This window comes from Ornithinibacillus caprae (genome assembly GCF_009728145.1).
Classification (GTDB): Bacteria; Bacillota; Bacilli; order Bacillales; family Amphibacillaceae; genus Ornithinibacillus; species Ornithinibacillus caprae.
The window spans coordinates 29,088-53,361 of the sequence record NZ_WOCA01000017.1; the positions used below are offsets into that span (position 1 = coordinate 29,088).

Annotated in this window: 24 protein-coding genes; 18 read left to right on the forward strand and 6 right to left on the reverse strand. The window is 36.1% G+C overall.

The window, feature by feature from the left end; translation table 11 throughout:
- Positions 1 to 41: 41 nt before the first annotated feature.
- Complete coding sequence (locus GMD78_RS17185) at positions 42 to 1,211, reverse strand: M20 metallopeptidase family protein (protein ID WP_281349723.1); 1,170 nt, start codon at positions 1,209 to 1,211, stop codon at positions 42 to 44.
- Between the two features lie 364 nt (positions 1,212 to 1,575).
- Between GMD78_RS17185 and GMD78_RS17190 the strand changes: the two genes are divergently transcribed.
- The 8 genes from GMD78_RS17190 (at position 1,576) to GMD78_RS17225 (ending at position 8,758) form a co-directional block, all read left to right on the forward strand.
- Positions 1,576 to 2,802, forward strand: a complete 1,227-nt coding sequence (locus GMD78_RS17190; protein ID WP_155670559.1) for an SGNH/GDSL hydrolase family protein — start codon at positions 1,576 to 1,578, stop codon at positions 2,800 to 2,802.
- A 538-nt stretch (positions 2,803 to 3,340) separates the two neighbouring features.
- Entirely contained in the window at positions 3,341 to 3,985 is a 645-nt protein-coding gene (locus tag GMD78_RS17195) for a phosphatase PAP2 family protein (protein ID WP_155670561.1), read from the forward strand.
- A gap of 86 nt (positions 3,986 to 4,071) precedes the next feature.
- A complete protein-coding gene (locus GMD78_RS17200; protein WP_155670563.1) occupies positions 4,072 to 5,307 on the forward strand; it encodes an MFS transporter in 1,236 nt (411 codons plus the stop codon).
- A gap of 11 nt (positions 5,308 to 5,318) precedes the next feature.
- On the forward strand, positions 5,319 to 6,065 hold the full coding sequence (gene liaF / locus GMD78_RS17205; RefSeq protein WP_155670565.1) for a cell wall-active antibiotics response protein LiaF: 747 nt from the start codon (positions 5,319 to 5,321) through the stop codon (positions 6,063 to 6,065).
- 13 nt (positions 6,066 to 6,078) lie between these two features.
- The gene (locus GMD78_RS17210) at positions 6,079 to 7,116 is read left to right on the forward strand and encodes a sensor histidine kinase (protein ID WP_155670567.1); all 1,038 of its coding nucleotides are present in this window, start codon (positions 6,079 to 6,081) and stop codon (positions 7,114 to 7,116) included.
- 14 nt (positions 7,117 to 7,130) lie between these two features.
- Positions 7,131 to 7,772, forward strand: a complete 642-nt coding sequence (locus GMD78_RS17215; RefSeq protein ID WP_343042419.1) for a response regulator — start codon at positions 7,131 to 7,133, stop codon at positions 7,770 to 7,772.
- An 82-nt stretch (positions 7,773 to 7,854) separates the two neighbouring features.
- A complete protein-coding gene (locus GMD78_RS17220; protein WP_155670570.1) occupies positions 7,855 to 8,277 on the forward strand; it encodes a disulfide oxidoreductase in 423 nt (140 codons plus the stop codon).
- A gap of 1 nt (position 8,278) precedes the next feature.
- Complete coding sequence (locus GMD78_RS17225; RefSeq protein WP_155670571.1) at positions 8,279 to 8,758, forward strand: thioredoxin family protein; 480 nt, start codon at positions 8,279 to 8,281, stop codon at positions 8,756 to 8,758.
- A gap of 71 nt (positions 8,759 to 8,829) precedes the next feature.
- Here GMD78_RS17225 and GMD78_RS17230 read toward each other — a convergent pair whose 3' ends face one another.
- Positions 8,830 to 9,327: an antibiotic biosynthesis monooxygenase family protein gene (locus GMD78_RS17230; RefSeq protein ID WP_155670572.1), complete on the reverse strand. Its 498-nt coding sequence runs from the start codon at positions 9,325 to 9,327 to the stop codon at positions 8,830 to 8,832.
- A 182-nt stretch (positions 9,328 to 9,509) separates the two neighbouring features.
- Here GMD78_RS17230 and GMD78_RS17235 point away from each other — a divergent pair, with 182 nt between their 5' ends.
- The 4 genes from GMD78_RS17235 to hemY all read left to right on the forward strand — a co-directional run bounded on the left by GMD78_RS17235 (position 9,510) and on the right by hemY (position 15,298).
- Positions 9,510 to 11,699, forward strand: coding sequence for a transglycosylase domain-containing protein (locus GMD78_RS17235; protein ID WP_155670574.1), 2,190 nt, complete (start codon positions 9,510 to 9,512; stop codon positions 11,697 to 11,699).
- Between the two features lie 187 nt (positions 11,700 to 11,886).
- Positions 11,887 to 12,921 (forward strand): uroporphyrinogen decarboxylase, encoded by a 1,035-nt coding sequence (hemE, locus tag GMD78_RS17240; protein ID WP_155670660.1) that lies wholly within the window; start codon positions 11,887 to 11,889, stop codon positions 12,919 to 12,921.
- Between the two features lie 38 nt (positions 12,922 to 12,959).
- Positions 12,960 to 13,895, forward strand: a complete 936-nt coding sequence (hemH, locus tag GMD78_RS17245) for a ferrochelatase (protein WP_343042420.1) — start codon at positions 12,960 to 12,962, stop codon at positions 13,893 to 13,895.
- A complete protein-coding gene (hemY, locus tag GMD78_RS17250) occupies positions 13,895 to 15,298 on the forward strand; it encodes a protoporphyrinogen oxidase (protein ID WP_155670576.1) in 1,404 nt (467 codons plus the stop codon). The genes hemH and hemY overlap by 1 nt, the downstream gene beginning before the upstream one ends.
- A gap of 53 nt (positions 15,299 to 15,351) precedes the next feature.
- Here hemY and GMD78_RS17255 read toward each other — a convergent pair whose 3' ends face one another.
- From GMD78_RS17255 to yhfH, 3 genes are all read right to left on the reverse strand, one after another.
- Positions 15,352 to 15,693, reverse strand: coding sequence for a hypothetical protein (locus GMD78_RS17255; protein ID WP_155670578.1), 342 nt, complete (start codon positions 15,691 to 15,693; stop codon positions 15,352 to 15,354).
- Positions 15,694 to 15,779: 86 nt separating this feature from the next.
- A complete protein-coding gene (gene pepF, locus GMD78_RS17260) occupies positions 15,780 to 17,594 on the reverse strand; it encodes an oligoendopeptidase F (RefSeq protein WP_155670580.1) in 1,815 nt (604 codons plus the stop codon).
- Between the two features lie 206 nt (positions 17,595 to 17,800).
- Complete coding sequence (gene yhfH, locus GMD78_RS17265) at positions 17,801 to 17,929, reverse strand: protein YhfH (RefSeq protein ID WP_155670582.1); 129 nt, start codon at positions 17,927 to 17,929, stop codon at positions 17,801 to 17,803.
- A gap of 96 nt (positions 17,930 to 18,025) precedes the next feature.
- Here yhfH and GMD78_RS17270 point away from each other — a divergent pair, with 96 nt between their 5' ends.
- From GMD78_RS17270 to GMD78_RS17290, 5 genes are all read left to right on the forward strand, one after another.
- On the forward strand, positions 18,026 to 18,757 hold the full coding sequence (locus GMD78_RS17270) for an MBL fold metallo-hydrolase (protein ID WP_155670584.1): 732 nt from the start codon (positions 18,026 to 18,028) through the stop codon (positions 18,755 to 18,757).
- Positions 18,758 to 18,830: 73 nt separating this feature from the next.
- Positions 18,831 to 19,826: a lipoate--protein ligase gene (lplA, locus tag GMD78_RS17275; protein WP_155670586.1), complete on the forward strand. Its 996-nt coding sequence runs from the start codon at positions 18,831 to 18,833 to the stop codon at positions 19,824 to 19,826.
- A 218-nt stretch (positions 19,827 to 20,044) separates the two neighbouring features.
- Positions 20,045 to 21,589: a fatty acid--CoA ligase family protein gene (locus GMD78_RS17280; RefSeq protein WP_155670588.1), complete on the forward strand. Its 1,545-nt coding sequence runs from the start codon at positions 20,045 to 20,047 to the stop codon at positions 21,587 to 21,589.
- Positions 21,590 to 22,224: 635 nt separating this feature from the next.
- Positions 22,225 to 22,365, forward strand: coding sequence for a hypothetical protein (locus GMD78_RS17285; RefSeq protein WP_196493855.1), 141 nt, complete (start codon positions 22,225 to 22,227; stop codon positions 22,363 to 22,365).
- Between the two features lie 112 nt (positions 22,366 to 22,477).
- A complete protein-coding gene (locus GMD78_RS17290; RefSeq protein WP_246187689.1) occupies positions 22,478 to 22,999 on the forward strand; it encodes a competence protein ComK in 522 nt (173 codons plus the stop codon).
- On the opposite strand, the gene GMD78_RS17295 is transcribed toward GMD78_RS17290, so the two are convergent.
- Positions 22,947 to 23,336 carry a YhjD family protein gene (locus GMD78_RS17295; RefSeq protein ID WP_155670592.1) on the reverse strand — a complete coding sequence of 130 codons (390 nt, stop codon included), beginning with the start codon at positions 23,334 to 23,336 and terminating at the stop codon, positions 22,947 to 22,949. The genes GMD78_RS17290 and GMD78_RS17295 overlap by 53 nt on opposite strands.
- Before the next feature lie 249 nt (positions 23,337 to 23,585).
- Between GMD78_RS17295 and GMD78_RS17300 the strand changes: the two genes are divergently transcribed.
- Positions 23,586 to 24,239: a TVP38/TMEM64 family protein gene (locus tag GMD78_RS17300; RefSeq protein WP_155670594.1), complete on the forward strand. Its 654-nt coding sequence runs from the start codon at positions 23,586 to 23,588 to the stop codon at positions 24,237 to 24,239.
- The last annotated feature ends 35 nt before the right edge of the window (positions 24,240 to 24,274 follow it).

A 24,274-nucleotide genomic window follows, 5' to 3' on the forward strand; every position in this document is an offset into this window, starting at 1 on the left:
GTAAAAGCCAAGTTCTTAATGATGAATGACTAGACATTTTATTATTTTTCTTGATATGCAAAATATGCATTAATTAATGTTTTTGCAGCTATTGGCAATGCACGTTCATCAATATCAAATTTTGGATGATGATGAGGGTATGGATTTCCTTCTTTATTTGCACCAGTGAAAAAGTAAGCACCCGGTCTTTCCATTGTGTAATAGGCAAAATCTTCCCCGCCCATAACTGGGATTACCTCTTCACGAGTATGGATTTCTATTATATTTTCACTTGCCTTTAGTACAAGTTCTGCTTCATCGGCATGATTTTTAAGTGGGGGGTAACCTTTTTCATAGTTAAAGGTGTATTTGACACCATTAGCAATACAGGTTCCCTCGATGATTTTTTCCATTTCGGAAATCACTAGCTCTTGGATTTCTGTATTTAAAAAACGTACAGTACCACTTAACGTAGCTGTGTCTGCAATAATATTAAATGCATTTCCTGCCTTAAACTCCCCAATTGTAACGACAGCCGTTTCTAACGGATCAATACGTCTACTTACGATTTGCTGTAGTTGAGATACAAGCTGTGAACCAATGACAATAGAGTCCTTTGTTTCATGAGGATAGGCACCGTGTCCACCTTGTCCTTGAATGGTAATGGTGAAACGGTCTGTACCAGCCATGAAAACATCTTTAGAGGTCTGTAGGACACCAAGTGGAGTTGTAGCCCATAAATGAGTACCAAATACGGCATCTATCCCCTCTAATGCACCATCTTCAATCATTGGTTTTGCCCCACCTGGAGCATATTCCTCTGCATGTTGATGTAAAAATACAATCGTTCCCGAAAGCTCGTCTTGATAGGCTTTCATCACTTTAGCAAGAGTAAGTAGGGTCGAGGTATGGCCATCATGGCCACAAGCATGCATAACTCCATCGATTTTTGATTTATATGGTACATCTTTTTCATCTTGGATTGGCAGGCCATCAAAGTCTGCACGGAACGCAATAGTTTTACCTGGCTTTCCGCCTTTTAATGTAGCAACAATCCCATTACCACCAACGTTCTTGCGATATGGGATACCTAATTTTTCATAGAAATCTGCTATGTACTTTGCAGTTTTATATTCTTTAAAGCTAAGTTCCGGATGTTGATGTAAATAACGACGAATATCAACCATTTCTGGATAATGCTCATCAATGGATTGATGAATATGTTCTAACAACATAGCGTCCCCCTTTTTGTTATTTTCTAACTAGTATAACATTAAATTTTATTCAATTGTGGAATAATAATCATTTCAAAATGTTAGTCGGGCCTACAATGCTGCTTTTTCATTTGATTTCGTATATTCAAATAATTGTATGTTAAGATGAATGTAATTATTTTGAGTGGGTTAAAGTTTAAAGTATAAAAGGCAAATGGAGAATGGCTTTTTTTATTCGTGATACTTCAAAATAGGTTAAATTTATTCGTAGAAAGCCTCATTACAATTCGAATATTTTTCATCTTCGAGCGACACTTTATAAATGGACATTTCGAATATCTTCTTATATAAACCTGAAACGAATATGAAGGAGCTAAGGTTAATGAGATTATTACTTTATATAGTATCTAGTATTGTCCTAGTCTTTTTTATCTTTGTAAAAGTGACTGGAAGTGAAGAAACTGCTAATGAAGACTTAGAAACAAACGGAAATTGGGTTGGTGCTTGGTCAACAAGTATGCAAGCCCCATTTAATGAAGGTGTTTCTGATGAAGGATTTGAAAATCAGACGGTAAGGCAAATAATGTATCCTCATGCAGATGGACAAAAGATCCGTATTCGATTATCCAATGTGTTTGGTTCTGAATCGCTAACCATTAATGAGGTGTATGTTGCAGTTGCTGAAAAGGGTGCTGAGAATGTACCTGGTACGGAACAACAAATTACGTTTAGCAGAAATAAAAGTGTGACAATTCCACCGGGAGAAATCATATACAGTGACCCAATTGATTTTGAAGTTAAACGTAGGAAAAATATAGCAATAAGTTTCTTTGTTCAAAATGCTTCTGGTCCAGCCACCTGGCATCCTCGTTCGTTGCAAACAACGTATATTGCAACTGGAAATCACGCTTCTGATTCTAGTGCTTCTGATTTTCAGACAAAGGAGGAGGCATGGTTTTGGGTAGATGGATTAGATGTAATTCCCAATCCTTCCTATAAAGGTGCTATTGCTGTTGTTGGCAGTTCGATTACGAACGGAAATTATTCCAAGCTTAATGCCAATAATCGATGGACCGACTATTTGGCAAAACGGCTACAAGAAGATTTAGGAGTGAAAATGTCTGTATTAAATGCAGGAATATCTGCTAATCAACTGATTAAAAGTGACCCTGAAAAAGGTGAAAATGCTTTAGATAGATTGGAACGAGATGTGTATAGTCGCTCGGGAGTCAAAGGAGTGATTCTTCATCAAGGGTTAAATGATATTCGTCATCATCCGGAATATGGTGCTGATAAAATAATTGAGAGAATTAGGGATATTATTAAGGAAACTCATAATCAAGGGTTAAAAATCTATGTTGGCACATTAACACCGTTTAAAGGTTCGGGAATGTACACAGAAGAAAAGGAAGAAATACGTCAGGAAGTAAACAAATGGATCAGAACAAGTGATGAGTTTGACGGTGTGATAGATTTTGATGAAGCAGTAAGAAATCCGGATTCTCCTAAACGTTTCCTCCCTAGGTATGACTCGGGTGATCATCTGCATCCTAATGATGCAGGATATAAAAAAATGACTGAGGCAGTTGATCTTCGACTATTTGAATAGCCCTAAACAGGAAGAATCTAAGATAAAATTGTATTAATCAATGGAAAATCCGAATTAATTCGGATTTTCTTTTTGGGATAGTTTCGTTATCTTCGCACTGCGGGATCTCACCTATGCCTTTATTGGACCTGCGATACTCTGCCTACCTAAAACCTTTGTCCTACGGGAACAGCACGTGTCCGAAGCCCCAAAGTGAAGGTGCTAACTTGAGAGCAAAAAGTCCGTGATAGAAGCTATCACTGACAAAACCAATACGAAGCGAGAACAAATCGTCCATGAAGGAGGTTAACTTCCTTGCTCCCTTGCGCTAGGAAGCCTTCTTTGAAGGATTACTAGAATACGCAGCTCGATTCCAAGGAACCAAATTACGAATTAAATAATAGCCTCAAAATAATATCCTAAACTTCCTGATCCTGAATCACTCTTCTTTAGAATGTAGCGCATTATTTATTAAAATGGTTTGTTAAATGAAGTATTTAAGGTATTATAGTATTAAAATATTTTCAAAAATTTCATGATTTTACATAGGAGGCACTCTATGAAGAAAAGGCATTATATCCTATTATTTTTATTTATAATGGTAGCAACAACAATAGGGGCTTGGATTTTAAAAATAACTAGAGGGGAATTACCTTATGTAGATCAATGGACAAGAGGACCGGTGGAAGCCTTTCCAGACACGTTTATTTACACGTTTTTTCGAGCGGTTACTAACTTAGGTTCAGAGTCGTTTATGTATCCATTTACGATTATCGTTGGAATAGGTTTATGGATATTATTCAAACATTGGCTACCAGCGTTAATTTTTGCAGGTGGAACGCTAGTAAGTCATCTCTTAAATAAACTAGTAAAAACACTGGTTAATAGAGATAGACCAAGTATTTTAGTAGAGGCTAATGCAGAGGGGTATAGTTTTCCGTCTGGTCATGCAATGATCACGTTAGTATGTTACGGATTATTAGCTTATTTTATTACGACAAGGATGAAAAACAAAAAGTCAATAATTATTGTGCAAGCTGCTTTTGCAGTATTGATTTTTTTAATAGGAATTAGTAGGTATTTTATCAATGTACATTATTTAACGGATATTATGGCTGGTTTTTTCATGGGATTCTTTTGTTTAATTGGATTTATTTTTCTATATGAAACCATACAAAAACGGAAAGATCAGTCTCGAGGCTGAGATAAAAGCATTCTAGGGTTGGTTACCTCTTCGTGAGATTTTAATTATGATAAGTGTAAGATCGAACGGAGGGGAGTTAATCATAGATGGATGCAGTGGTAAAGCAAGACCAATTAAAGGTTCCTGTATTTAAAAATCGCAATTTCATATTGTTACTAGTTAGTGCGTTATTCTCTTCGCCTGGTTATTATGTGTATTTAATCGGAGCGGAGTGGTTGATGTTATCAATAAATGATAATCGTTTTTATTTTGGAATGCTATTTTTTGCGGCTTCGGTACCAAGATTATTATTACTAACAACTGGAGGGCTTATAGCTGATCGCTTTAATAAACGGACCATTTTATTTTGTTCAGATTTTTCTCGTGCGATATTAATTGCAATTTTATTAAGCTTTATATGGATGGATTCTATTACAGCTGTTCATCTAATTATACTAGCTGCGTGCTTTGGAATATCAGATGCGTTTAGTTATCCTGCAATGAATTCTTTAACCCCAGTGCTGCTAGAAGATGAGCAATTACAACGTGGAAATTCCTTCATGCAGATGACTACACAAATTAGTCCAATTCTTGGTCCAGCACTAGGTGGGACATTAATTGCATTATTAGGGTTTAAAGGTGTATTTACAGTGGCACTTGTAATGTTATTATTGGCTTCTGTGGCAGTATTATTTATCCGCCTGAAGGAAGATAAGAAAGATGCGGAGCGACCTTCACCATGGGAAGATTTTAAAGAAGGATGGAATTACGCAAGAAAAAATGAATTAGTAGTATCTATTGTTGTTATGGCCTTCTTTTTAAACTTCTTCTTCTCTGGGCCATTAACCATTGGAATCCCAATTATGGTGAAGGATGTGTTTCATGGAGATGCAGTAAACTTAGCTACTGTTCAAACATCTCTAGGAATTGGGGCTTTGATTGGAGCTATTGTTTTAGCAACAATCAAACTCAAAAAACCAGGATTTATAATGATAGGTGGACTAATCGCATTAGGTGTGATTTATACAATCACAGGTTTTTCGATTCATATCTATTTGACAGCCGTTTTAGTTGCATTAATGACATTTACAACACAATTTGTAAATATTCCATTAATCACGATGCTACAGCAAACGACGGATAAGCACATGCTAGGTCGTATGATGAGTTTTCTAATGACTGTTTCAACAGGTTTTGTACCAGTATCATTTGTTGTCACATCTGTTCTTATCGCAATTGGGATAAGTATACAAACTATTATTATTGTTAGTGGAATAATTATAACCCTTATTGCAATCTACAACATGCGAAACAAAAAAATACTAGGATTTAAATTCGAATAGGGGGTAAAAACATGCGTTATATAATTGCAACAGTCTTAATTGTCTTAGGTGGAATACTTGTATTAGAGAATATTGGTGTTGCATCGTTAAATATGGGAAATGCGTGGTTTTATATTTATCCAACCATCCTTGTCGTATTAGGAATAAAGTGGATGATTGACCGATTTAGACATAAAGGCGGAAGTTGGATTTTTGGTTCCTTTTTCTTGATCTTTGGATCATTATTATTACTTGATCGCTTCGAGGTTATTACCTTCGTCTTTAAAGATGTAGTTAAATTATGGCCGTTATTAATTGTTTACTTTGGGTTTATGTTTATCGGAAAATCCTGGAGACCGAAAGTTATCATTAGTACAGATGATGGATGGAAGACAACTCAAAAAAGCACCCATAACAGCTCCTTTTTTTCAGTAGGGAATCATGAGTATAACCAGCCTAACTGGAAAGTAGAGCCGATGAACCTAAGCAATCTAGCTGGAGATTTCTATTTAGATTTTTCTAAAGCCTATATTCCTGAAAGTGAAATTCCAATTACTATAAGCGCGCTTGCTGGAGATGTTCATCTTTTAATACCAGAAAATATCGATTTTCGAATTAGTGCATCTGTTAAAGCGGGTGAAATTGATGTTGTTGGTCAGACAGTGGATGGGATTAATCGAAGCCTTCAATTTGAAACAGAGAACTATTGGTCTGCAACACGTAAATTAGATTTAAACTTAAAATTAAAAGCGGGGTCAATTCGCGTTGATTATGTATAGGGGGGAAGCCTACATGAAACAACGATTTGCCAGTATTCGATATCGGTATATAATTTCCCATCTAAATGCGTTGTTTTTAACGACAGTCACAATACTATCTATATTGTTAACGATCTATGTATTATTCAGTCCAAATTGGTTAACTTCGGAAAGCATATTTTTATTTATAGCATTATATATATCATTAGCTTTTATTTTTTCATTTTATGTTGGGTTTAAATCGAGTGGAGACTTAAAGGAGCGGTTGGATTATCTCTCCGTTCTAATTACACAATTTGCAAATGGTAATTATAGTTCACGCGTATATTCTAAAGAGGCAGATGAATTAGCTAGAATAGGAAATGAACTTAATGAATTAGGTGAAAAGTTACAAAACCAGGTTAAATCCTTACAACGTATGGCAGATGAAAAAGCGGAGTTAGCTAAAACTGCTCATAAGTCCGCAGTTATCGAAGAAAGACAGCGATTGGCGCGAGACCTACATGATGCAGTTAGTCAACAACTTTTTGCATTAACAATGATGTCGGAGGCGGCAGTGAAGCAGTTAGAAAGTAATCCGAATCTTGCGAAAGAACAAATGAAGGATGTTGCAGCTGCTTCCCTTCAAGCTCAAACTGAAATGAGAGCACTTCTGTTACATTTACGACCAGTGCATTTATCTGGTGACCCATTGCCAAAAGGAATTACCAAATTAATAAATGAGTTAAAACAGAAAAGCCAGATTGATTTTGAAGTAAGGATTGATGAGGATTTAGTTCTATCAGAAACGAAGGAAGAGCATATATTCCGGATTATCCAAGAATCACTTTCCAATATATTACGCCATGCCAGTGCTACAGAAGTTACATTAAATGTTACAAAAAGATCTAATGAGCTATTTATCCATATTCGTGATAATGGTAAAGGATTTGATGTTTCAAATGATAATGAACGTAAAACATCTTATGGATTAAAAACAATGCGAGAACGAAGTGAAGAGTTAGGTGGTACTTTTACCATCCGTTCAAATGTAAACGAGGGAACGTATATTGATATACGAATACCGTGCTGATAGGAGAGATGAGAGTGATACGAGTTATTGTAGTGGATGATCATGATATTGTTCGCAAGGGGATTATAGCTTATTTACAAACAGATGATAACATAGATGTAATCGGGCAAGCTTCCAGTGGCAATGAAGGAGCTGAATTAATCCTTAAAGAAAAACCAGATGTTGTGTTAATGGATTTAATGATGGAAAATGGAACAGGGATTGATGCAACCAAACAAGTAATGAAAGAATATCCGTCTTGTAAAATTATAATTCTAACTAGCTATTACGATGATGAACAAGTTTTCCCAGCAATTGAGGCAGGTGCATTTAGTTATATTTTAAAAACCTCATCCGCAACAGAAATTGTAGCGGCAATTAAGAAAGCAGCTAAAGGAGAAAATGTTATTGAACCGAAAGTGGCAACAAAAATGATGTCTAGCTTTCGAACGGAGCAAAGAAAACCACATCAAGAATTAACGGAACGAGAGTTAGAGGTCCTTTTATGTATTGGAAATGGTATGACAAATCAAGAGATTAGTGACAAACTTTATATTGGAATTAAAACAGTAAAGACACATGTGAGTAATATTTTAGCAAAACTAGATGTCCATGACCGTACTCAAGCTGCAGTATATGTTCATCGAAATCAACTTCTTAAAAATGATGAGGACTAGGATAGCCCTAGACCTCATTTTTTGTCTTTTTGGCTATCGCCCTGTATAATCATACTGTAAATAGTGAAGAGGAGAACCCTATATGAGCAAAATAAATGAAAATATTCTATTAGCTATATGGGCTGTTTCATTTCTAGCAACAGCAGGAAGTTTATTTTATTCAGAAGTAATGGGGTATATTCCCTGTGAGTTATGCTGGTATCAACGAATTTTGATGTATCCATTAATCGTTATTTATGGGGTAGCAGCTTGGAAGAAAGATATAAACCTAGCATTACCAGGGCTAATATTAAGTGGAATTGGTATGTTCGTTTCTACATATCATTACTTTGTACAAAAGTTACCCGCATTACAAGAAGCAGGCGGGGCATGTGGATTAGTACCATGTAACTTTCAATATGTGAACTACTTTGGGTTTATTACGATCCCATTTTTAGCTGGAACAGCCTTTATCATTATTTTTGTATTACATCTAGTATTGTTTAAACAGAATAGGAGGAAGTAATATGCAAAAGAAAATGTTAGCAATCATTGGAACCATTGTTGTATTATTTGCAGCACTATTATTTGTAATTAACTATAAAAATGATCAAGCAATTAGTAATAGCGATAATCCATATGGAACAAAAGACTTAAATCAAGCAACGATCGATCAATTAGATAATCCGGATTATGGCAATCAAATTCTTCCTGATGAATTGGAAGATAAAATTGATAGTGGGGAAGCAGTAACTGTATATTTCTATAGTCCAACATGCGTATATTGCCAAAATACAACTCCATATCTAGTTCCTTTAACAGAGGATTTAGGTATTGATATGAAGAAATTGAATTTATTAGAATTCCCGAGTGAAGGTAATAAATATGGAATTGAATCTACTCCAACGCTTGTTCATTTTGAAGAAGGGGAAATTGTTGCTAGTATTATTGGACAACGTACAGAAGAAGAATTTACAGCATTTTTCAATGAATATGTATTAGACTAACTAACAACGTAAAAGAAGCTAACTAGTGTAAGTAGTGCTAGTTAGCTTCTTTTTATCGATCATATAATTGATTATTCATCATCTTTTTTCATGTAATAGGTAGTTAAAAATGGATTGTCTGCAAAATATGCAGATGGTTTGGTTGGTGATTCTGCATGAGATTGTTTAAAGGTGTCCGAGTTTACCCAGTTATCATAATCAACTTCCGATTCCCATTGTGTGAAAACAACATATGTGTTGCCTGTTAGAGGCCTAAGTAAACGAAAAGCTTGAAAACCGGAGAATTGATCTACTTCATGTTTTCTATTTTTAAACCGATCTTCAAAAACTGGTCTTCCTTCTTCAGTAACAGGGATATTATTCATTGCTACAAAGCCTTCCTCTTTTATATCGCCTTTTTGAACGATAACTTCATAGGTTCTACCAGCAACAAATAGCTTTTTTTCCACTCCTTCATAATATGCCAAGCTTCCAGCACCACTAGACATAATGTGGATATCGATTTGTGGATGTTTTTCGGCTAGCTTAGTTAAAAAATCACCTGTCCCATTCGTCATATATGCTTTCATGAAAACAACTCCTTCTCTAGTTTCATCGTACCCCATTTTTGGGTTAACTAGTCAAGAAAAAATCCAACATATCACAAATTATAATAATTATTAAATGCTAAAAATTATTTATTACTTTATGATTGTCTAAAAATGTCGTATAATAGACTAGTAACCTTAATTAATCATATAGAGGTGAATTGATGAACAAATTTTTTAAGAATAAGTTTGGAATGATACCACCAATCGTAAAAATACCACTGTCTGTTTTTATGATTATTTTACTACTTAGTTTGATCGGCTATGCATTTATTTTATACGGAGGTAAGTTAGTAGTAAATGAAGAAAATCTTATTCTTGATGCTTCAACAACAATTGAAACAAAAGATGGAGAAATTATAGGTACACTGTATGATGAGCATCGTGATCCAATAGAAATTGAAGATATCCCGGATCATGTGCTAGAAGCTTTCATTGCAATTGAAGATAAACGATTTTATCAACACGGTGGTGTGGATTTTCGCTCCGTAGTCCGTGCAGTTTATCGTGATATCGTAGCGATGAATAAAGTGGAAGGTGCCAGTACCGTAACACAACAAGTAGCAAAGAACTTATTTCTATATAATGATAAAACATGGATGCGAAAAACGAAGGAAGTTATGGCATCGATCTATTTAGAACGCAATTTTTCTAAGAGTAGAATACTAGAATTATATGTTAATAGTATTTACTTTGGTCATGGTATGTATGGTATTGAAGCTGCTTCACAACATTATTTCTCCAAACCTGCTAGTGATTTAACGGTATCGGAAGGTGCGTTATTAGCTGGGATGGTTAAAGCACCAAATGGTTATTCCCCGATTGATCATCCAGACAAGGCTCTTGAGCGTAGAAACGTTGTATTAAAAGCAATGGAAAATGCCAATATGCTATCTACTGAAGAACGACTTACCGAGCAGGGGAAAACATTAGGATTAAATATCCAGGAAAAGAAAGCAAGACCTTGGTTAGATAGTTATATTGACTTAGTACTGAAGGAAGCTGTTGAAACCCATCAATTGTCTATCGAAGAATTAAAACGCGGAGGATATCGAATTGTTGTAAATATTGACGAATCAACGCAGCAATTGGCTTATGAACAATTTCAAAATGAACAATATTTCCCAGGAAATACGAAGGATGTCGAAGGTGCTTTTGTCATGATGAAACATAGTACTGGTGAAATTGTGGCTGCTGTTGGTGGAAGGAAGTATACACTAGGCGATTTAAATCGGGTTACAGTCAATAGGCAGCCTGGTTCTACAATCAAACCCATAGCTGTATATGGACCAGCTTTGATGCAAGAAGCGTATCAACCTTATACACTTATTCCTGATGAACTAAATGATTACGATGGTTATACTGCAACAAATATTGATGGGAAATATGAGGGGATTGTCTCTATTTATCAGGCCATTTTACATTCAAAGAATGCATCAGCTGTGTGGCTCCTAGATCAAATTGGGATTTCCTATGCGAAAAATTATCTTGATAAAATGGATATTTCGATACCAGATGATGGTTTAGCCCTGGCTCTCGGTGGTCTAACGGAAGGGATTTCACCACTTCAAATGATGGAAGCTTATAGTACCTTTATTAATGATGGAAAAGTTGTTGGCTCTTCTACAATTAATCGAATTTATGATCGAGAAGACGAGCTGCTTTATCAAATGAAGAAGCAGGAAACGGAAGTCTTTTCTCCACAAGTTGCATGGGATATAACAGAAATATTATCAACTACTGTTCAAGATGGAACCGCAAAGGCTGGTAATTTTAACAAAGCATTAGCTGGTAAAACCGGAACCACTGAGCATCCTCATGCAAATGGGAATAAAGATGTTTGGTTTGTAGGCTATACACCAGAATATGTTAGCGCAACTTGGATGGGGTATGATCGTTCAGATGAAAATCATTATCTGACAGGTGGTAGTAGCTATCCAACAGAATTAACAAAGAAAATTTTATCCGAAATGGATAAAAGAAATACATTGTCTGGAGAGTTTGACAAACCTGATCATGTGAAAGAATTACCAAAACCAATCATTTTACCACAAATAGCTGATTTAAATGCAGAATATACTTTTGGAGGTATTTCCCTTGTGAAAGGAAAGTTGACCTGGAATGGTTCTGATGATGATCGTGTGATCTATCGAATCTATCAGGAAAAGCCAGGTATAGATGAACGGGTTGGTGAAGTGACAGGGGAATCTGAATATGTGATAGATAAACTAAATCTATTTCAATCTAGTCATTTTTATGTTGTTCCTTATGATCCATTAACCAAGATGGAAGGGGAGCGTTCTGACAAAGTAGAATTAGCTTTTAAATGGCAACAACGTATTGGTGGACTTTAAAGGTAATATTAACATCAGTTATGTCTAAAATAGAACATAACTGATGTGCTTTACAAGCTATTCAAAATTCGTCAAATTCATGACAATAGGGCGAGTTTACTATACACTGACGGTGTAAAAAGATATAGTAGAAGAGGATAAAATTGATATAGAACCGTAATGGACAGCTATGGAAAAGGGTGAAATGATGACTAGAAAGATTAATGATACTATTATTAGAGCCTACAAAGGTGAATCTGTGGACTACACACCTGCTTGGTTTATGCGCCAAGCTGGCAGATCGCAAGAGGAGTACCGAAAATTAAAAGAGAAATACTCGTTATTTGAAATAACACATCAGCCTGAACTTTGTGCATATGTAACACGATTGCCTGTTGAACAATATGACGTAGATGCAGCAATCTTGTACAAAGATATCATGTCGCCACTACCTGCTATTGGTGTTGATGTAGATATTAAAGCAGGCATTGGACCAGTAATTAGCAATCCAATAAAAAACATTCAAGATGTTGAGAATCTAGGAACGATTAATCCAAGTGAGGATGTACCATACGTTTTAGAGACTATTCGCATTCTTACGGAGAAGCAACTTTCCGTTCCGCTAATAGGATTCAGTGGTGCACCATTCACATTAGCGAGTTACATGATTGAAGGCGGCCCATCTAAAAACTACAGTAAAGTAAAAGCATTTATGTATCGTGATACAGATGCATGGTTTGCATTAATGGATAAACTAGCTGATATGACGATTACATATGTGAAAGCACAAATTGATGCCGGAGCAAAAGCAATTCAAATTTTTGACTCGTGGGTTGGAGCATTAAATGCAAGTGATTACCGTGTTTACATTAAACCAATTATGACACGAATATTTGCTGAATTACAAAAGGAGAATGTTCCATTAGTCATGTTTGGTGTTGGTGCTAGTCATTTACTTTTAGAGTGGAATGATCTTCCTCTAGATGTAATTGGATTAGATTGGCGTACATCTATTGCAGAAGCACGTGAATTAGGTGTAACGAAAGTACTACAAGGAAATTTAGATCCAGCTATTTTACTTTCTGACTGGGATACCATTGAAACACGTACGAAAGAAATTCTTGATCAATCCATTGCTGATGGTAGACATGTATTCAATTTAGGACATGGTGTTACACCAGATATTAACCCAGAAATATTAAAGAAACTGACAAATTTAATTCATTCATATTCCAAACGGTAGTTCGTTGGAAATAGCATACTATTGAAGAGGTGTTTAAAGTGGAAAGAAAAAAAATAGGACTATTAGTCATGGCATATGGTACGCCTTACAAAGAAGAGGACATTGAACCGTATTACACACACATTCGACACGGAAGAAAACCTTCACCAGAAGCTTTACAGGATTTAAAAGATCGTTATAAAGCAATCGGAGGAATTTCTCCATTAGCAAAAATTACAGAACAACAAGCAAAAGCTATTGAAAAAAAGCTGAATGAATCACAAGAAGAATATGAATTTAACGTGTATATTGGTCTAAAACATATCGCACCATTTATTGAGGATGCAGTTGAACAAATGGCTAAGGATGGTATTGAAGAAGCAGTATCTATTGTTTTAGCACCACATTATTCAACATTTAGTGTAAAATCCTATAATGGTCGTGCACAGGAAGAAGCAGATAAATTTGGTATTTCCATTTCTTCGGTTGAGAGTTGGTATGACGAGCCTGGATTTATTAAATACTGGGCGGATCAGATTAAAGCAGAATATGCAAAAATGTCAGATGAAGAACGTGACAATGCAGTTCTTGTCGTATCTGCACACAGTTTACCGGAAAAAATCTTACAATACGGAGATCCATATGCGGATCAATTAAAAGAGACTGCAAAGCTTATTTCTGAAGAAACTGGTATCACAGAATATGCACTTGGATGGCAAAGTGAAGGAAACACTCCTGATCCATGGCTAGGACCAGATGTGCAAGACTTAACACGTGAGTTATATGAGGAAAAAGGCTACCGTGCGTTTGTATATGCTCCAGTTGGATTTATTGCAGACCACCTAGAGGTTCTTTATGATAATGATTACGAATGTAAAGTAGTTTGTGATGAGCTTGGTGTAAGCTACTACCGTCCAGAAATGCCAAATGTTCATCCGCAATTTATTGAAACATTAGCAGGTGTGGTACTAAATAAAGTAAAGCGTGATGCGTAATGGCTGCACATAAAACCATTGTAATAGTAGGTGGCGGAATAACCGGGTTATCCGCTGCTTACTATTTACAAAAAGAAATCAAAGCGAATAGCTTACCGTATGAAGTAAAGCTTGTTGAAGCTAGTGAACGCCTTGGTGGTAAAATACAAACCTACCAAAAAGATGGATTTACCATTGAACGAGGTCCAGATTCATTTCTTGCAAGAAAAAAACCTGCTGTAAAACTTGCCGAAGAAGTTGGTCTTGGAGAACAATTAATTCGCAATGGTACTGGGCAATCGTATATTTTGGTTAATAACCAATTGCATAAGATGCCAAGTGGAGCGTTTATGGGTATTCCGACACAAGTTCGTCCGTTCTTATTTTCCGGTATTTTTTCGATGAAAGGGAAACTTAGGGCTGGATTTGATTTTATCCTACCAAAAGGAGAGCCTATTAGTGATCAATCACTAGGTGCATTTTTCCGCCGTCGCTTTGGGGATGAGTTAGTTGAAAACCTTATTGAACCACTGTTATCTGGTATCTATGCTGGTGATATTGATGACATGAGTCTTATGTCAACATTCCCGAACTTTTATAAATTAGAGCAAGAGCATCGAAGTCTAGTAAAAGGACTACAAAAATCGATGCCGAAACCGCAAAAATCAACTGGTAAGAAGCCAGGAATGTTTTACTCGCTTCCAGATGGATTAGAATCATTAGTTACGAAGGTTACTGAGAAACTTGATGAAGGAACAGTGACATTAGGTACTACAGTTGACCATGTCGAGAAAAAAGAAAATGGCTACCATTTATTACTGAGTAATGGCGAAGTGTATAAAGCAGACGCAGTTATTATGGCAGCACCACATTATACGCTTCCAAAGATATTTAGTCAGTATGATTTCTTTAGATCATTTAATGATATGCCAGCGACATCTGTTGCAAATGTTGCCTTGGCATTTGATGAATCAGCTATTAAGAAAGATATTGATGGTACAGGTTTCGTTGTATCACGAAATAGTGACTATCGTATAACTGCTTGTACGTGGACCCACAAAAAATGGCCGTCGACAACACCAAAAGGAAAAGCGTTAGTTCGTTGCTACGTAGGTAGACCAAGTGACCAATCAGTTGTAGATTTATCAGACGATGAAATTATAGATATTGTTTTAAAAGATTTAAATAAAACGATGGACATTACAGCAGAGCCAGAATTCAGTGTAGTAACTCGCTGGAAAAATGCCATGCCACAGTATACAGTCGGTCATCAAGAGCGAATCGCCAATATTCGTAAGGAAGCTCGCGAACAATTGCCAGGATTGTTTTTAACTGGTAGTTCATTTGAAGGCATTGGAGTTCCAGACTGTATCGAACAAGGTGAAAAAGCGGTAAGTGATGTATTAGAATTTTTGCAAGACTAGTTGATAAGACTAGTTTCAGTATGAGTGCTGAGACTGGTCTTTTTTTTGGTAGATCAGACAATGTAAGGCTTATTATCTGGATGATTGAAACGAAGGCTTTTACTATAAAAGTCGATGTATGAGCAGGCGGAAACATCGGACACGAGAGCGAGAACATCGGACACGGGAGCGAGAACATCGGACAGAAGAACGGAAACATCGGACACGAGAGTGGGAACATCGGACACGGGAGCGAGAACATCGGACACAAGAGCGGAAACATCGGACACGAGAGTGGGATCATCGGACACAAGAGCGGAAACATCGGACACGAGAGCAGGAACATCGGACACGGGAGCGGGAACATCGGACACGGGAGCGGGAACATCGGACACGGGAGCGGGAACATCGGACACGAGAGCGAGAACATCGGACTACTCCAGATCCTCATTAATCAATAAAAACAGGATCCCAAGCCAAACTAGGATCCTGTCTTATCTATTTATTCGTAACTCTTTTCTAATTCATCAACTAATGAGCCAACGAAGGCAACTGCTTCTTTAATAGCGTCTGGTTTGGACATGTCGACACCAGCTTTTTTGATTAGATCAAGTGGTTTTAATGTGCCACCAGCTTTTAGAACTTCTAACCAGTTATCAGCAGCAGATTTTCCTTCTGATTGAATTTTTTGTGCAACAGCTGTAGAAACGGTTAACCCCGCAGAATATGTGTATGGATATAGACCCATGTAATAATGTGGTTGGCGCATCCAGGTTAGGCCTGCATCTTCATCAAACTTAACTGCGTCACCCCAGAAGTTTTCAAGTGCTTCTTGTTTTTGTTGAGTTAATACACTTGCAGTTAGTGGTGTGCCACCTTCAGCTAAATCGTAAACACGTCGTTGGTATTCACCCTCTAACAGGTGAGTAACAAAGTTATGATAATACGTTCCAAGTAATTGAGTGATTACCCAACGTTTCATACGCTTATCTTCCGTTTTACTTAATAAGTGATTTGCTAATAGCAACTCATTGATGGTAGAAGGTGCTTCTACAAAATAAGTAGATGGACGAGTATTTACTAGAGATTGATATTTTCCGGCTAGATAGAAATGACCAGCGTGTCCGAGTTCATGTGCTAATACAAAAGCACCCCTCATTGTATCTGTCCATGTAATTAAGATATATGGATGAACTCCATAAGGACTAGAACAGAATGCTCCAGTTTGTTTTCCAACGTTGTCAGCTAAATCAACCCAACGGTCGTTTAGGCCCTTTTGCATGATTTCACTATATTCAGGTCCCATTACTTCTAATGCTTCAAGGATCACTGACTTAGCTTCTTCATACGTAGTTTTTGGATTAAATTCAGGATCTAGTGGTGCCTTTAAGTCTTCATAATGTAACGCATCTAATCCTAGCTTTTCTTTCTTCAATTTTGCATAACGACGCATATGTGGTGCTAATTCTTCTTGGATCACATCAAGTTGGTTATGATACATTTCTTTTGTAACTTGTTGAGATGCTAACAACATATCTGTAACAGAATCATAGTTACGAAGACGTGACATGGTAACTTGCTTGGTAACTTCTGTTGCATATGTTGCGGCAAATGTATTTTTATATTGATTTAATGTTTTTGTGAAAGATTTATAAGCATCACGACGAATTCGTGTGTTTGTTTCTAATTCATAACGATCTTCGTATAATGCAGCTGACATTGGTAACTCATTACCATCATCATCTTTAATAGAATCGAAAATCATATCAGCTGACTTGCTACGACCATATATCATATATGGCGCACCATGAACTTCACTAAGCGCAGCTAATGTTTCTTCAATTTCAGGAGATAATGTGTATGGCTTCTCTTCTAATGTATCAGCAAGCATTTTTTTGTAAGTTACAAGTCCTTCTTCTTCCTGTAAAAAGCTTTCCACTTGTTCCTCAGAAAGAGTTAATAATTCAGATTGAACAAAAGATAACTTCGCTCCTATACTTGCCATCGCAGAAGATACTTTAGCTGAATCACGTTGGTTATTTGGATCACTACCATCTGCATTAGAACGTAAACTAGCATATGTAGCTACGCGAATAATACGCTTGCGATAGTTTTCTAATGCTGTAAGACCGTTTAATAGAGTAGTAGAATCATTCACTAATTTCCCTTTATATTGTGTTACTTCGGTTACATCAGCTTGTACAGCTTTCAATTCTTTTTCCCAAGCTTCATCTGACGGAAATAAATCTGTTAAATCCCACGTTTGGCTCTCAGGTACTTCAGAGCGTTGTAAACGGGTCGCTTTAGTAGTTGTCATTGTCAAATCCCCTTCCTAAATAAAAAAAGTGTTTCGGTACTCTAAATATTATAATATAAATTTAACTAGAATGATATGACTTTTCAGTATTTTTCCGAAAAAAATACAGCTATTAATCTAATAGCTGCTCATAGAAAGGAAGTATAGTGTTATAATACAGTTAAAACAGATTGTTAAACTATTATTTTGGTTATACTACAATTGAATTATCTAGCCGGATGATCACATTCGTCACAAACATTGCCATAGCAGTCAGCTTTTTCATCCATCTCCTGACCGCATTGATGGCATTTTTTCTTAGGTAGATTCCTGAAAAATTCAATGACGTTTATCATTTGGCTCCCCCTTTGTGTAGTTAAACCTATTGTATTATAACAGTATGATTGGTGTCAATTGTGTGTTACAACAAAAATAAAAAATGAGGTGAATGTATGAAGCTAACTGTAATTGGGTTTTGGGGTGGATACCCTGCACCAAACGGAGCTACATCCTCGTACTTATTGGAAAAAGATGATTTTAGTTTACTTATTGATGCAGGAAGTGGCTCATTGTCAAAGCTACAAACTAAAAAACATGTGATGGATATTGATGCAGTTATTCTATCGCATTATCATCATGACCATGTAGCAGATATTGGAGTTTTACAATATGCTTGGCTTGTTCAATCTTATTTAAGAGAAACCAAAGAAATTTTACCGATATATGGTCATACAGAAGATATGGCCAAATTTGAAACATTAACACATGAATGCACGGAAGGTGTTGCTTATGATCCATCCGAGACATTAAAAATAGGTCCTTTCTCAATTACATTCCAACCAACAAATCATCCAGTTCCATGTTATGGTATGCGAATAACAGATGGGGAAAGTGTGATTGTATATACAGCAGACACAAGCTATAAAGAAGAATGGGTTTCCTTTAGTAAAGATGCCGATTTGCTCATTACAGATTGCAATTTTTATGCCGATCAAGACGGTTCTAATGCAGGACATATGACAAGTAAAGAGGGGGGTATGATTGCTGCTAAAGCTAATGTAGATGAATTAGTGTTAAGTCACCTGCCCCAATATCGGGATACCCGAGATTTAGTTCATGAAGCAGGGGAACAATTTACGGGTAAGATACGCTTGGCAGAAGAGGGATTAACTTGGGAAAAATGAGAGGTTTCTTTTGATTACTCCCATTCTTTCCATTAAACTAATATATAGAGTCAAGTTCTAGGAGGGACAAGTCATGAAATTTATTGATAATCAAGGGATTACAGATCCAACCATTAACCTTGCAATAGAAGAATATATTCTACAAAACTTTGGTGAGAAGGATACATATCTATTATTTTATATTAACAAACCTTCTATCATCATTGGTAGAAACCAAAATACCATAGAGGAAATAAATACAGATTATGTTGAAGAAAATGGGATTAAAGTAGTTCGTCGTTTGTCAGGTGGTGGAGCTGTTTATCATGATGAGCAAAACTTAAACTTTAGCTTTATTACCAAAGATGATGGCGAGAGTTTCCATAACTTCGAAAAATTTACGAAGCCTGTTGTTGAAGCATTACAAAAATTAGGGGTGCCAGCAGAATTAAGTGGGAGAAATGATTTGGTAGCTGGTGGACGTAAAATTTCTGGTAATGCGATGTTCTCTACTAAAGGGCGTATGTTTAGTCATGGAACATTAATGTTAGATTCTGAAATCGAAAATGTCGTTAAAGCATTAAAAGTGAAAAAAGAGAAAATCGAATCTAAAGGAATTAAATCTATTCGTAGCCGTGTAGCAAACATTTCTGAATTCTTGGATGAGAAAATCTCAATGGAAGATTTTAAAGAGCTTATTTTAAAGCATATCTTTGATGTAGAGGACGTTAAGGATGTTCCACGCTATGAGTTAACAGAAGAGGATTGGAAAAACATTCATAAGATTTCTGAAGAACGCTACCAAAAATGGGAATGGAATTATGGTAAATCACCAGCATTCAATTTTCAGGTTTCTCATAAATTCCCAGCAGGTCTTTTAGATGTTCGTCTAGACGTGAAAAAAGGAGTTATTGAAAACTGTAAAATCTTTGGAGATTTCTTTGGATTAGGAGAAGTGAAAGAGCTTGAGAATAAAATTATCGGTGTTCGCCATGAGAAGAACGCAATTGAAGAAGCACTTGCAGATGTAGATGTTTCTCATTATTTAGGTAGAATTACCAAGGAAGACTTAATCAACTTAATTTATTAATCAAAAGTAGCTCACATCGTTGAGCTATTTTTCGTTTTTATTCTTTTGTGAACGCTTCCACTTGAAAAATGACAATCTGTCTTTTATACTTGGAATAGTGTTAATATTTTCAGGTATTTTAATAATAAGAAAAAATGAAGGGCTTTTGTTTAAAAGCTATTTTTCTTATCCAAAAATGAATGACTATTCATTCATTACTTTGCGAGGGGGTTGTTATAATGAATTTAAGTGAACAATTGTCTACTACAGCAAGAAACCACCCGATGAAAACTGCTTACGTCTTTCAAGACAAGGAGACAAGCTATTATGAACTTGAAGCCTCGGTCCAACAATTTGCAACACAACTAGAAAGCCTAGGCTATCAAAAAGGAGACCATATTGCATTAGTTGTAGGAAATAGCCCTTATTTTATTATTGGATTATATGGGGCAATCCGAGCTGGAGTGGTGGTTATTCCAATTAATCCACTGTATACGCCCAATGAAATGACGTATATTTTACAAAATGGGGATGTAAAAGGAATAATAACGATGGATGTACTGTTGGGAAAATTTGCGTCTATTTCGGATCAACTACCGAATGTCCAGCATTACATATCCTGTGAGAGTGGAGCAGGAATTGATTTGAAAACGCATCCACTATCTTCTAAACTACTATCATTCACTCATTTAGTTAAAACAGGCAGCTCTGTTTTTGAGAATGAGCCAACACTTGAGGAAGAGGATACGGCAATCATTTTATATACATCTGGTACTACAGGAAAGCCAAAAGGTGCGATGCTATCACACAAAAACCTCTTTTCCAATGCGAAGGATGTTGCAGATTATTTGACGATCAGTGGAGAAGATCGTGTAATTGCTGCATTACCAATGTTTCATGTATTTTGTTTAACGGTATCTTTAAATGCTCCATTAATGAATGGTGGTACGATTTTAATTGTACCTAAATTTTCCCCGCAAGAGGTATTCCGTACTGCTAAGGAACATGAAGCGACCGTGTTTGCAGGTGTTCCAACGATGTACAATTACTTGTTGCAGACTGCAGAAGGAAATCAAGAGGATTTTTCTGGTATACGCTTATGTATTTCAGGCGGAGCTGCAATGCCTGTTGCGTTATTGAAGCAATTTGAGAAAACATTTGAAGTTAAGGTTTCGGAAGGATATGGTTTATCAGAGGCTTCTCCTGTAACTTGCTTTAACCCACTAGATCGCCCACGTAAACCAGGCTCCATTGGTACAAGTATTATTAATGTAGAAAATAAAGTTGTTGATGAATTCGGAGAAGAATTACCAGTTGGTGAAGTAGGAGAGTTAGTTGTCCGTGGTCCGAATGTCATGAAAGGGTATTATAAAATGCCAGAGGAAACAGCTGTTGCATTAAAAGATGGTTGGTTATATACAGGAGATATGGCACGAATGGATGACGAAGGATATTTTTATATTGTAGATCGTAAAAAAGATATGATATTAGTTGGCGGCTATAATGTGTATCCTAGAGAAGTAGAAGAAGTACTTTATAGTCATCCTGATGTAGCGGAGGTCGCAGTTGTTGGGAAGCCTGATCCTAATACTGGTGAAGCAGTGGTAAGCTTTGTTGTATTAAAAGATCCTACAATAACAGCAGATGAATTAATAGATTTCTGTAAAGGCCATTTAGCAAAATATAAACTACCTACTAAAATTGAATTTTTAGATGAACTACCTAAAAATACTACAGGAAAAATATTACGAAGACAGCTTAAGGATAAAGTGGAACAAGTGTAGAAAAAGTAAAAGGATAGTGTAAGTTAGAAAAATAATACTAATTAGTAGATCAAATCATATAGCGGTTTGATCTATTTTTATCTCGATTGAATAGTGGGTAGGAGCGATGAGAGCCCGAATGAAGATGTTGCTCGGTCAAACGGTAACTCATAGGAGCGATGAGAGCCCAAACGAAGAGAACACTCCAGCAAACGGTAACTCATAAGAGCGATGAGTGCCCGAATGAAGAGAAAACTCCAGCAAACGGTAACTCATAAGAGCGATGAGTGCCCGAATGAAGAGAAAACTCAAGTGAACGGTAACTCATAAGAGCGATGAGAGCCCAAACGAAGAGAAAACTCCAGCAAACGGTAACTCATAAGAGCAATGAGAGCCCGAATGAAGAGAACACTCCAGCAAACGGTAACTCATAAGAGCGATGAGAGCCCAAACGAAGAGAAAACTCCAGCAAACGGTAACTCATAAGAGCAATGAGAGCCCGAATGAAGAGAAAACTCCAGCAAACGGTAACTCATTAATAGAATGAATACCTAATTGTAGAGGAACACTCATAAACATCAATGATTCATATTCATACAAAATGTATGGATTATCGCTTATTGTTCCATACTAATATAAAAAAGGATTTGGTTATGATGAATAAAAATCAGAAAAATAAACCGGAATTAGCTACGTTTACGTTGCTTAACCCAGATTTTCATCCTATGGAAAGTGATCTTGATTCGACTAATGAAGATATAGATGAAAATACAGCAGAAACCGACACAAAAGGATAAAATGTAATTTTTTTCTAAAAAATTCAAATTTTATATATCATTTTGTGGGGAATTTTGATAGATTAGTATTAAGGCCTCTTTCTTTTCATGTAAACATGAAAGGATGAATAGTATGATGAATGACTTCTATACACTAACTCATGAAATAACCCCACAAACATTAGCAGTAATTGCCCAACAAGATGAGGATGGCAATCTTAGTACCTGTGTCTTGGAAGATGAGACGGAATATACGGTTGATTACTCCCCAAGTAAGCTGATCGATTTTTCTTGTAAATTCTTCGGCTCTAGTCTGAAAGGACGTCAAGATGGCACCCGAGATATATGTGGGATTACGCATAAAGCACCTATTTCAATCGACCCTTCTAGTGGCATGTACTTCTTTCCTACAACATCACCATCCAATCCCAAGTGCTCTTGGATCGCACACACCCATATTGAAAAACTGAATCGAGCCGGGAATCAGTGTACAGAAATAGTTTTTAAAAGTGGAAAAAAAGTTACATTAGATACCTCAATTGGCTCATTGCTTAATCAGGTACAGCGCACTGCTCAATTTAGATACTTATTAGATAATCGGATTAAGTATTTGAAGCAGCATAGGATTGATCAGAAGCTAACCCCTTCAACATAAGTTCATGAAAGATCGCTTCCACTTTTTTACGAATTGCAGGATTGAAGTAATTACGTTTTTCCTCTTTTCCCTGACAGAGAAATAAATAGGAGGAAAAAGAGTCATTTTTATTTAATAAAGTGACTTGAAGTCTTTTGTCTTTCATTTTTTTTCGTAATATTCTGCGTTCGTTTATCGCTTCTGTAGCCATTTTTTCCAACAGTTTAACATAGGGCTCTTTTAGTTTAAAATTCCCTTGTTGAAAATGCTCGATATCTTGTTTAATGACGACCAAAGTCATGGAAAGGAAAAGAAATCGAGAAGCTAATTGTATTTCTTCTTCTGTAAGATAACGCATAAACTCCACCTCTAAAATAAGAACATTTGTTCTATTATACGCTGAAAACAATAAAAATAATACTAAAATTTATTGAAAAATAATGGAAATGAAAAGAAAGTGGCCGATTAATATGTTTTCCGTATAGAACTAGATGAAGTTTTCACTTTATTACTATGCTTTTTCTTAAGTTTAATTTAAAATATAAATATATATAGAAGTGATTAAAAAGAATAGACGTTTTTTACATTGATGAGGGGATTTGCCTACATGTATTTGTTTAACATCCTAACGGAATGGAAGATCGCGCTAGAAAATGATCAAGTAGATGAATTTATTTTGCATTTGTTGAATGATTATGAAGCTTTAGGACCGTTACCAGGTATATTATTACCTTTTATTGAGGCATTCCTTCCATTTTTACCGTTAGTTGTATTTGTAATGGGGAATGCGGCAGCCTATGGTTTATTAGAAGGCTTTTTACTATCTTGGGCTGGCTCGAGTCTTGGAGCTATTTTAGTCTTTTTAATTATTCGTAATCTGGGTGATAGACGGATTTTAAAAGCAGTTCGTAGGAACAAGCAGGTTGCAAAAGTAACAACATGGCTTGAACGACATGGATTTGGACCATTGTTTTTATTAATGTGTTTTCCATTTTCACCATCATCTGTGATTAATGTTGTTTCAGGTTTATCCAAAATTAGTGTTCAACAATTTATTTTAGCGGTACTATTAGGAAAAGCAGTGATGATTTTTTCCATTTCATACATTGGATCGAGCATTCTTTCGTTTGCTCAAAATCCAGTAAGGACTATCATCGTTGGAGTTGGTATCGTATTATTTTGGATTCTAGGTAAATACATCGAGAAAAGATTGCAGCGAAAGGCGTTATTAAGTGAAATCAATAAAGAGAAAGATGAATAGCACCTACATAACATTATAAAAACTTCTGTCTCGTA

Coding starts and splice junctions, on each gene's coding strand:
- GMD78_RS17280 (WP_155670588.1), top strand. CDS start 20,045: ATGAATTTAAGTGAACAATTGTCTACTACAGCAAGAAACCACCCGATG.
- lplA (WP_155670586.1), top strand. CDS start 18,831: ATGAAATTTATTGATAATCAAGGGATTACAGATCCAACCATTAACCTT.
- GMD78_RS17235 (WP_155670574.1), top strand. CDS start 9,510: ATGAACAAATTTTTTAAGAATAAGTTTGGAATGATACCACCAATCGTA.
- GMD78_RS17195 (WP_155670561.1), top strand. CDS start 3,341: ATGAAGAAAAGGCATTATATCCTATTATTTTTATTTATAATGGTAGCA.
- GMD78_RS17230 (WP_155670572.1), bottom strand. CDS start 9,327: ATGAAAGCATATATGACGAATGGGACAGGTGATTTTTTAACTAAGCTA.
- GMD78_RS17295 (WP_155670592.1), bottom strand. CDS start 23,336: ATGCGTTATCTTACAGAAGAAGAAATACAATTAGCTTCTCGATTTCTT.
- hemY (WP_155670576.1), top strand. CDS start 13,895: ATGGCTGCACATAAAACCATTGTAATAGTAGGTGGCGGAATAACCGGG.
- GMD78_RS17270 (WP_155670584.1), top strand. CDS start 18,026: ATGAAGCTAACTGTAATTGGGTTTTGGGGTGGATACCCTGCACCAAAC.
- hemE (WP_155670660.1), top strand. CDS start 11,887: ATGACTAGAAAGATTAATGATACTATTATTAGAGCCTACAAAGGTGAA.
- GMD78_RS17210 (WP_155670567.1), top strand. CDS start 6,079: ATGAAACAACGATTTGCCAGTATTCGATATCGGTATATAATTTCCCAT.
- yhfH (WP_155670582.1), bottom strand. CDS start 17,929: ATGATAAACGTCATTGAATTTTTCAGGAATCTACCTAAGAAAAAATGC.
- liaF (WP_155670565.1), top strand. CDS start 5,319: ATGCGTTATATAATTGCAACAGTCTTAATTGTCTTAGGTGGAATACTT.
- GMD78_RS17200 (WP_155670563.1), top strand. CDS start 4,072: ATGGATGCAGTGGTAAAGCAAGACCAATTAAAGGTTCCTGTATTTAAA.
- GMD78_RS17290 (WP_246187689.1), top strand. CDS start 22,478: ATGATGAATGACTTCTATACACTAACTCATGAAATAACCCCACAAACA.
- GMD78_RS17220 (WP_155670570.1), top strand. CDS start 7,855: ATGAGCAAAATAAATGAAAATATTCTATTAGCTATATGGGCTGTTTCA.
- GMD78_RS17190 (WP_155670559.1), top strand. CDS start 1,576: ATGAGATTATTACTTTATATAGTATCTAGTATTGTCCTAGTCTTTTTT.
- GMD78_RS17300 (WP_155670594.1), top strand. CDS start 23,586: ATGTATTTGTTTAACATCCTAACGGAATGGAAGATCGCGCTAGAAAAT.
- pepF (WP_155670580.1), bottom strand. CDS start 17,594: ATGACAACTACTAAAGCGACCCGTTTACAACGCTCTGAAGTACCTGAG.
- GMD78_RS17225 (WP_155670571.1), top strand. CDS start 8,279: ATGCAAAAGAAAATGTTAGCAATCATTGGAACCATTGTTGTATTATTT.
- GMD78_RS17285 (WP_196493855.1), top strand. CDS start 22,225: ATGAATAAAAATCAGAAAAATAAACCGGAATTAGCTACGTTTACGTTG.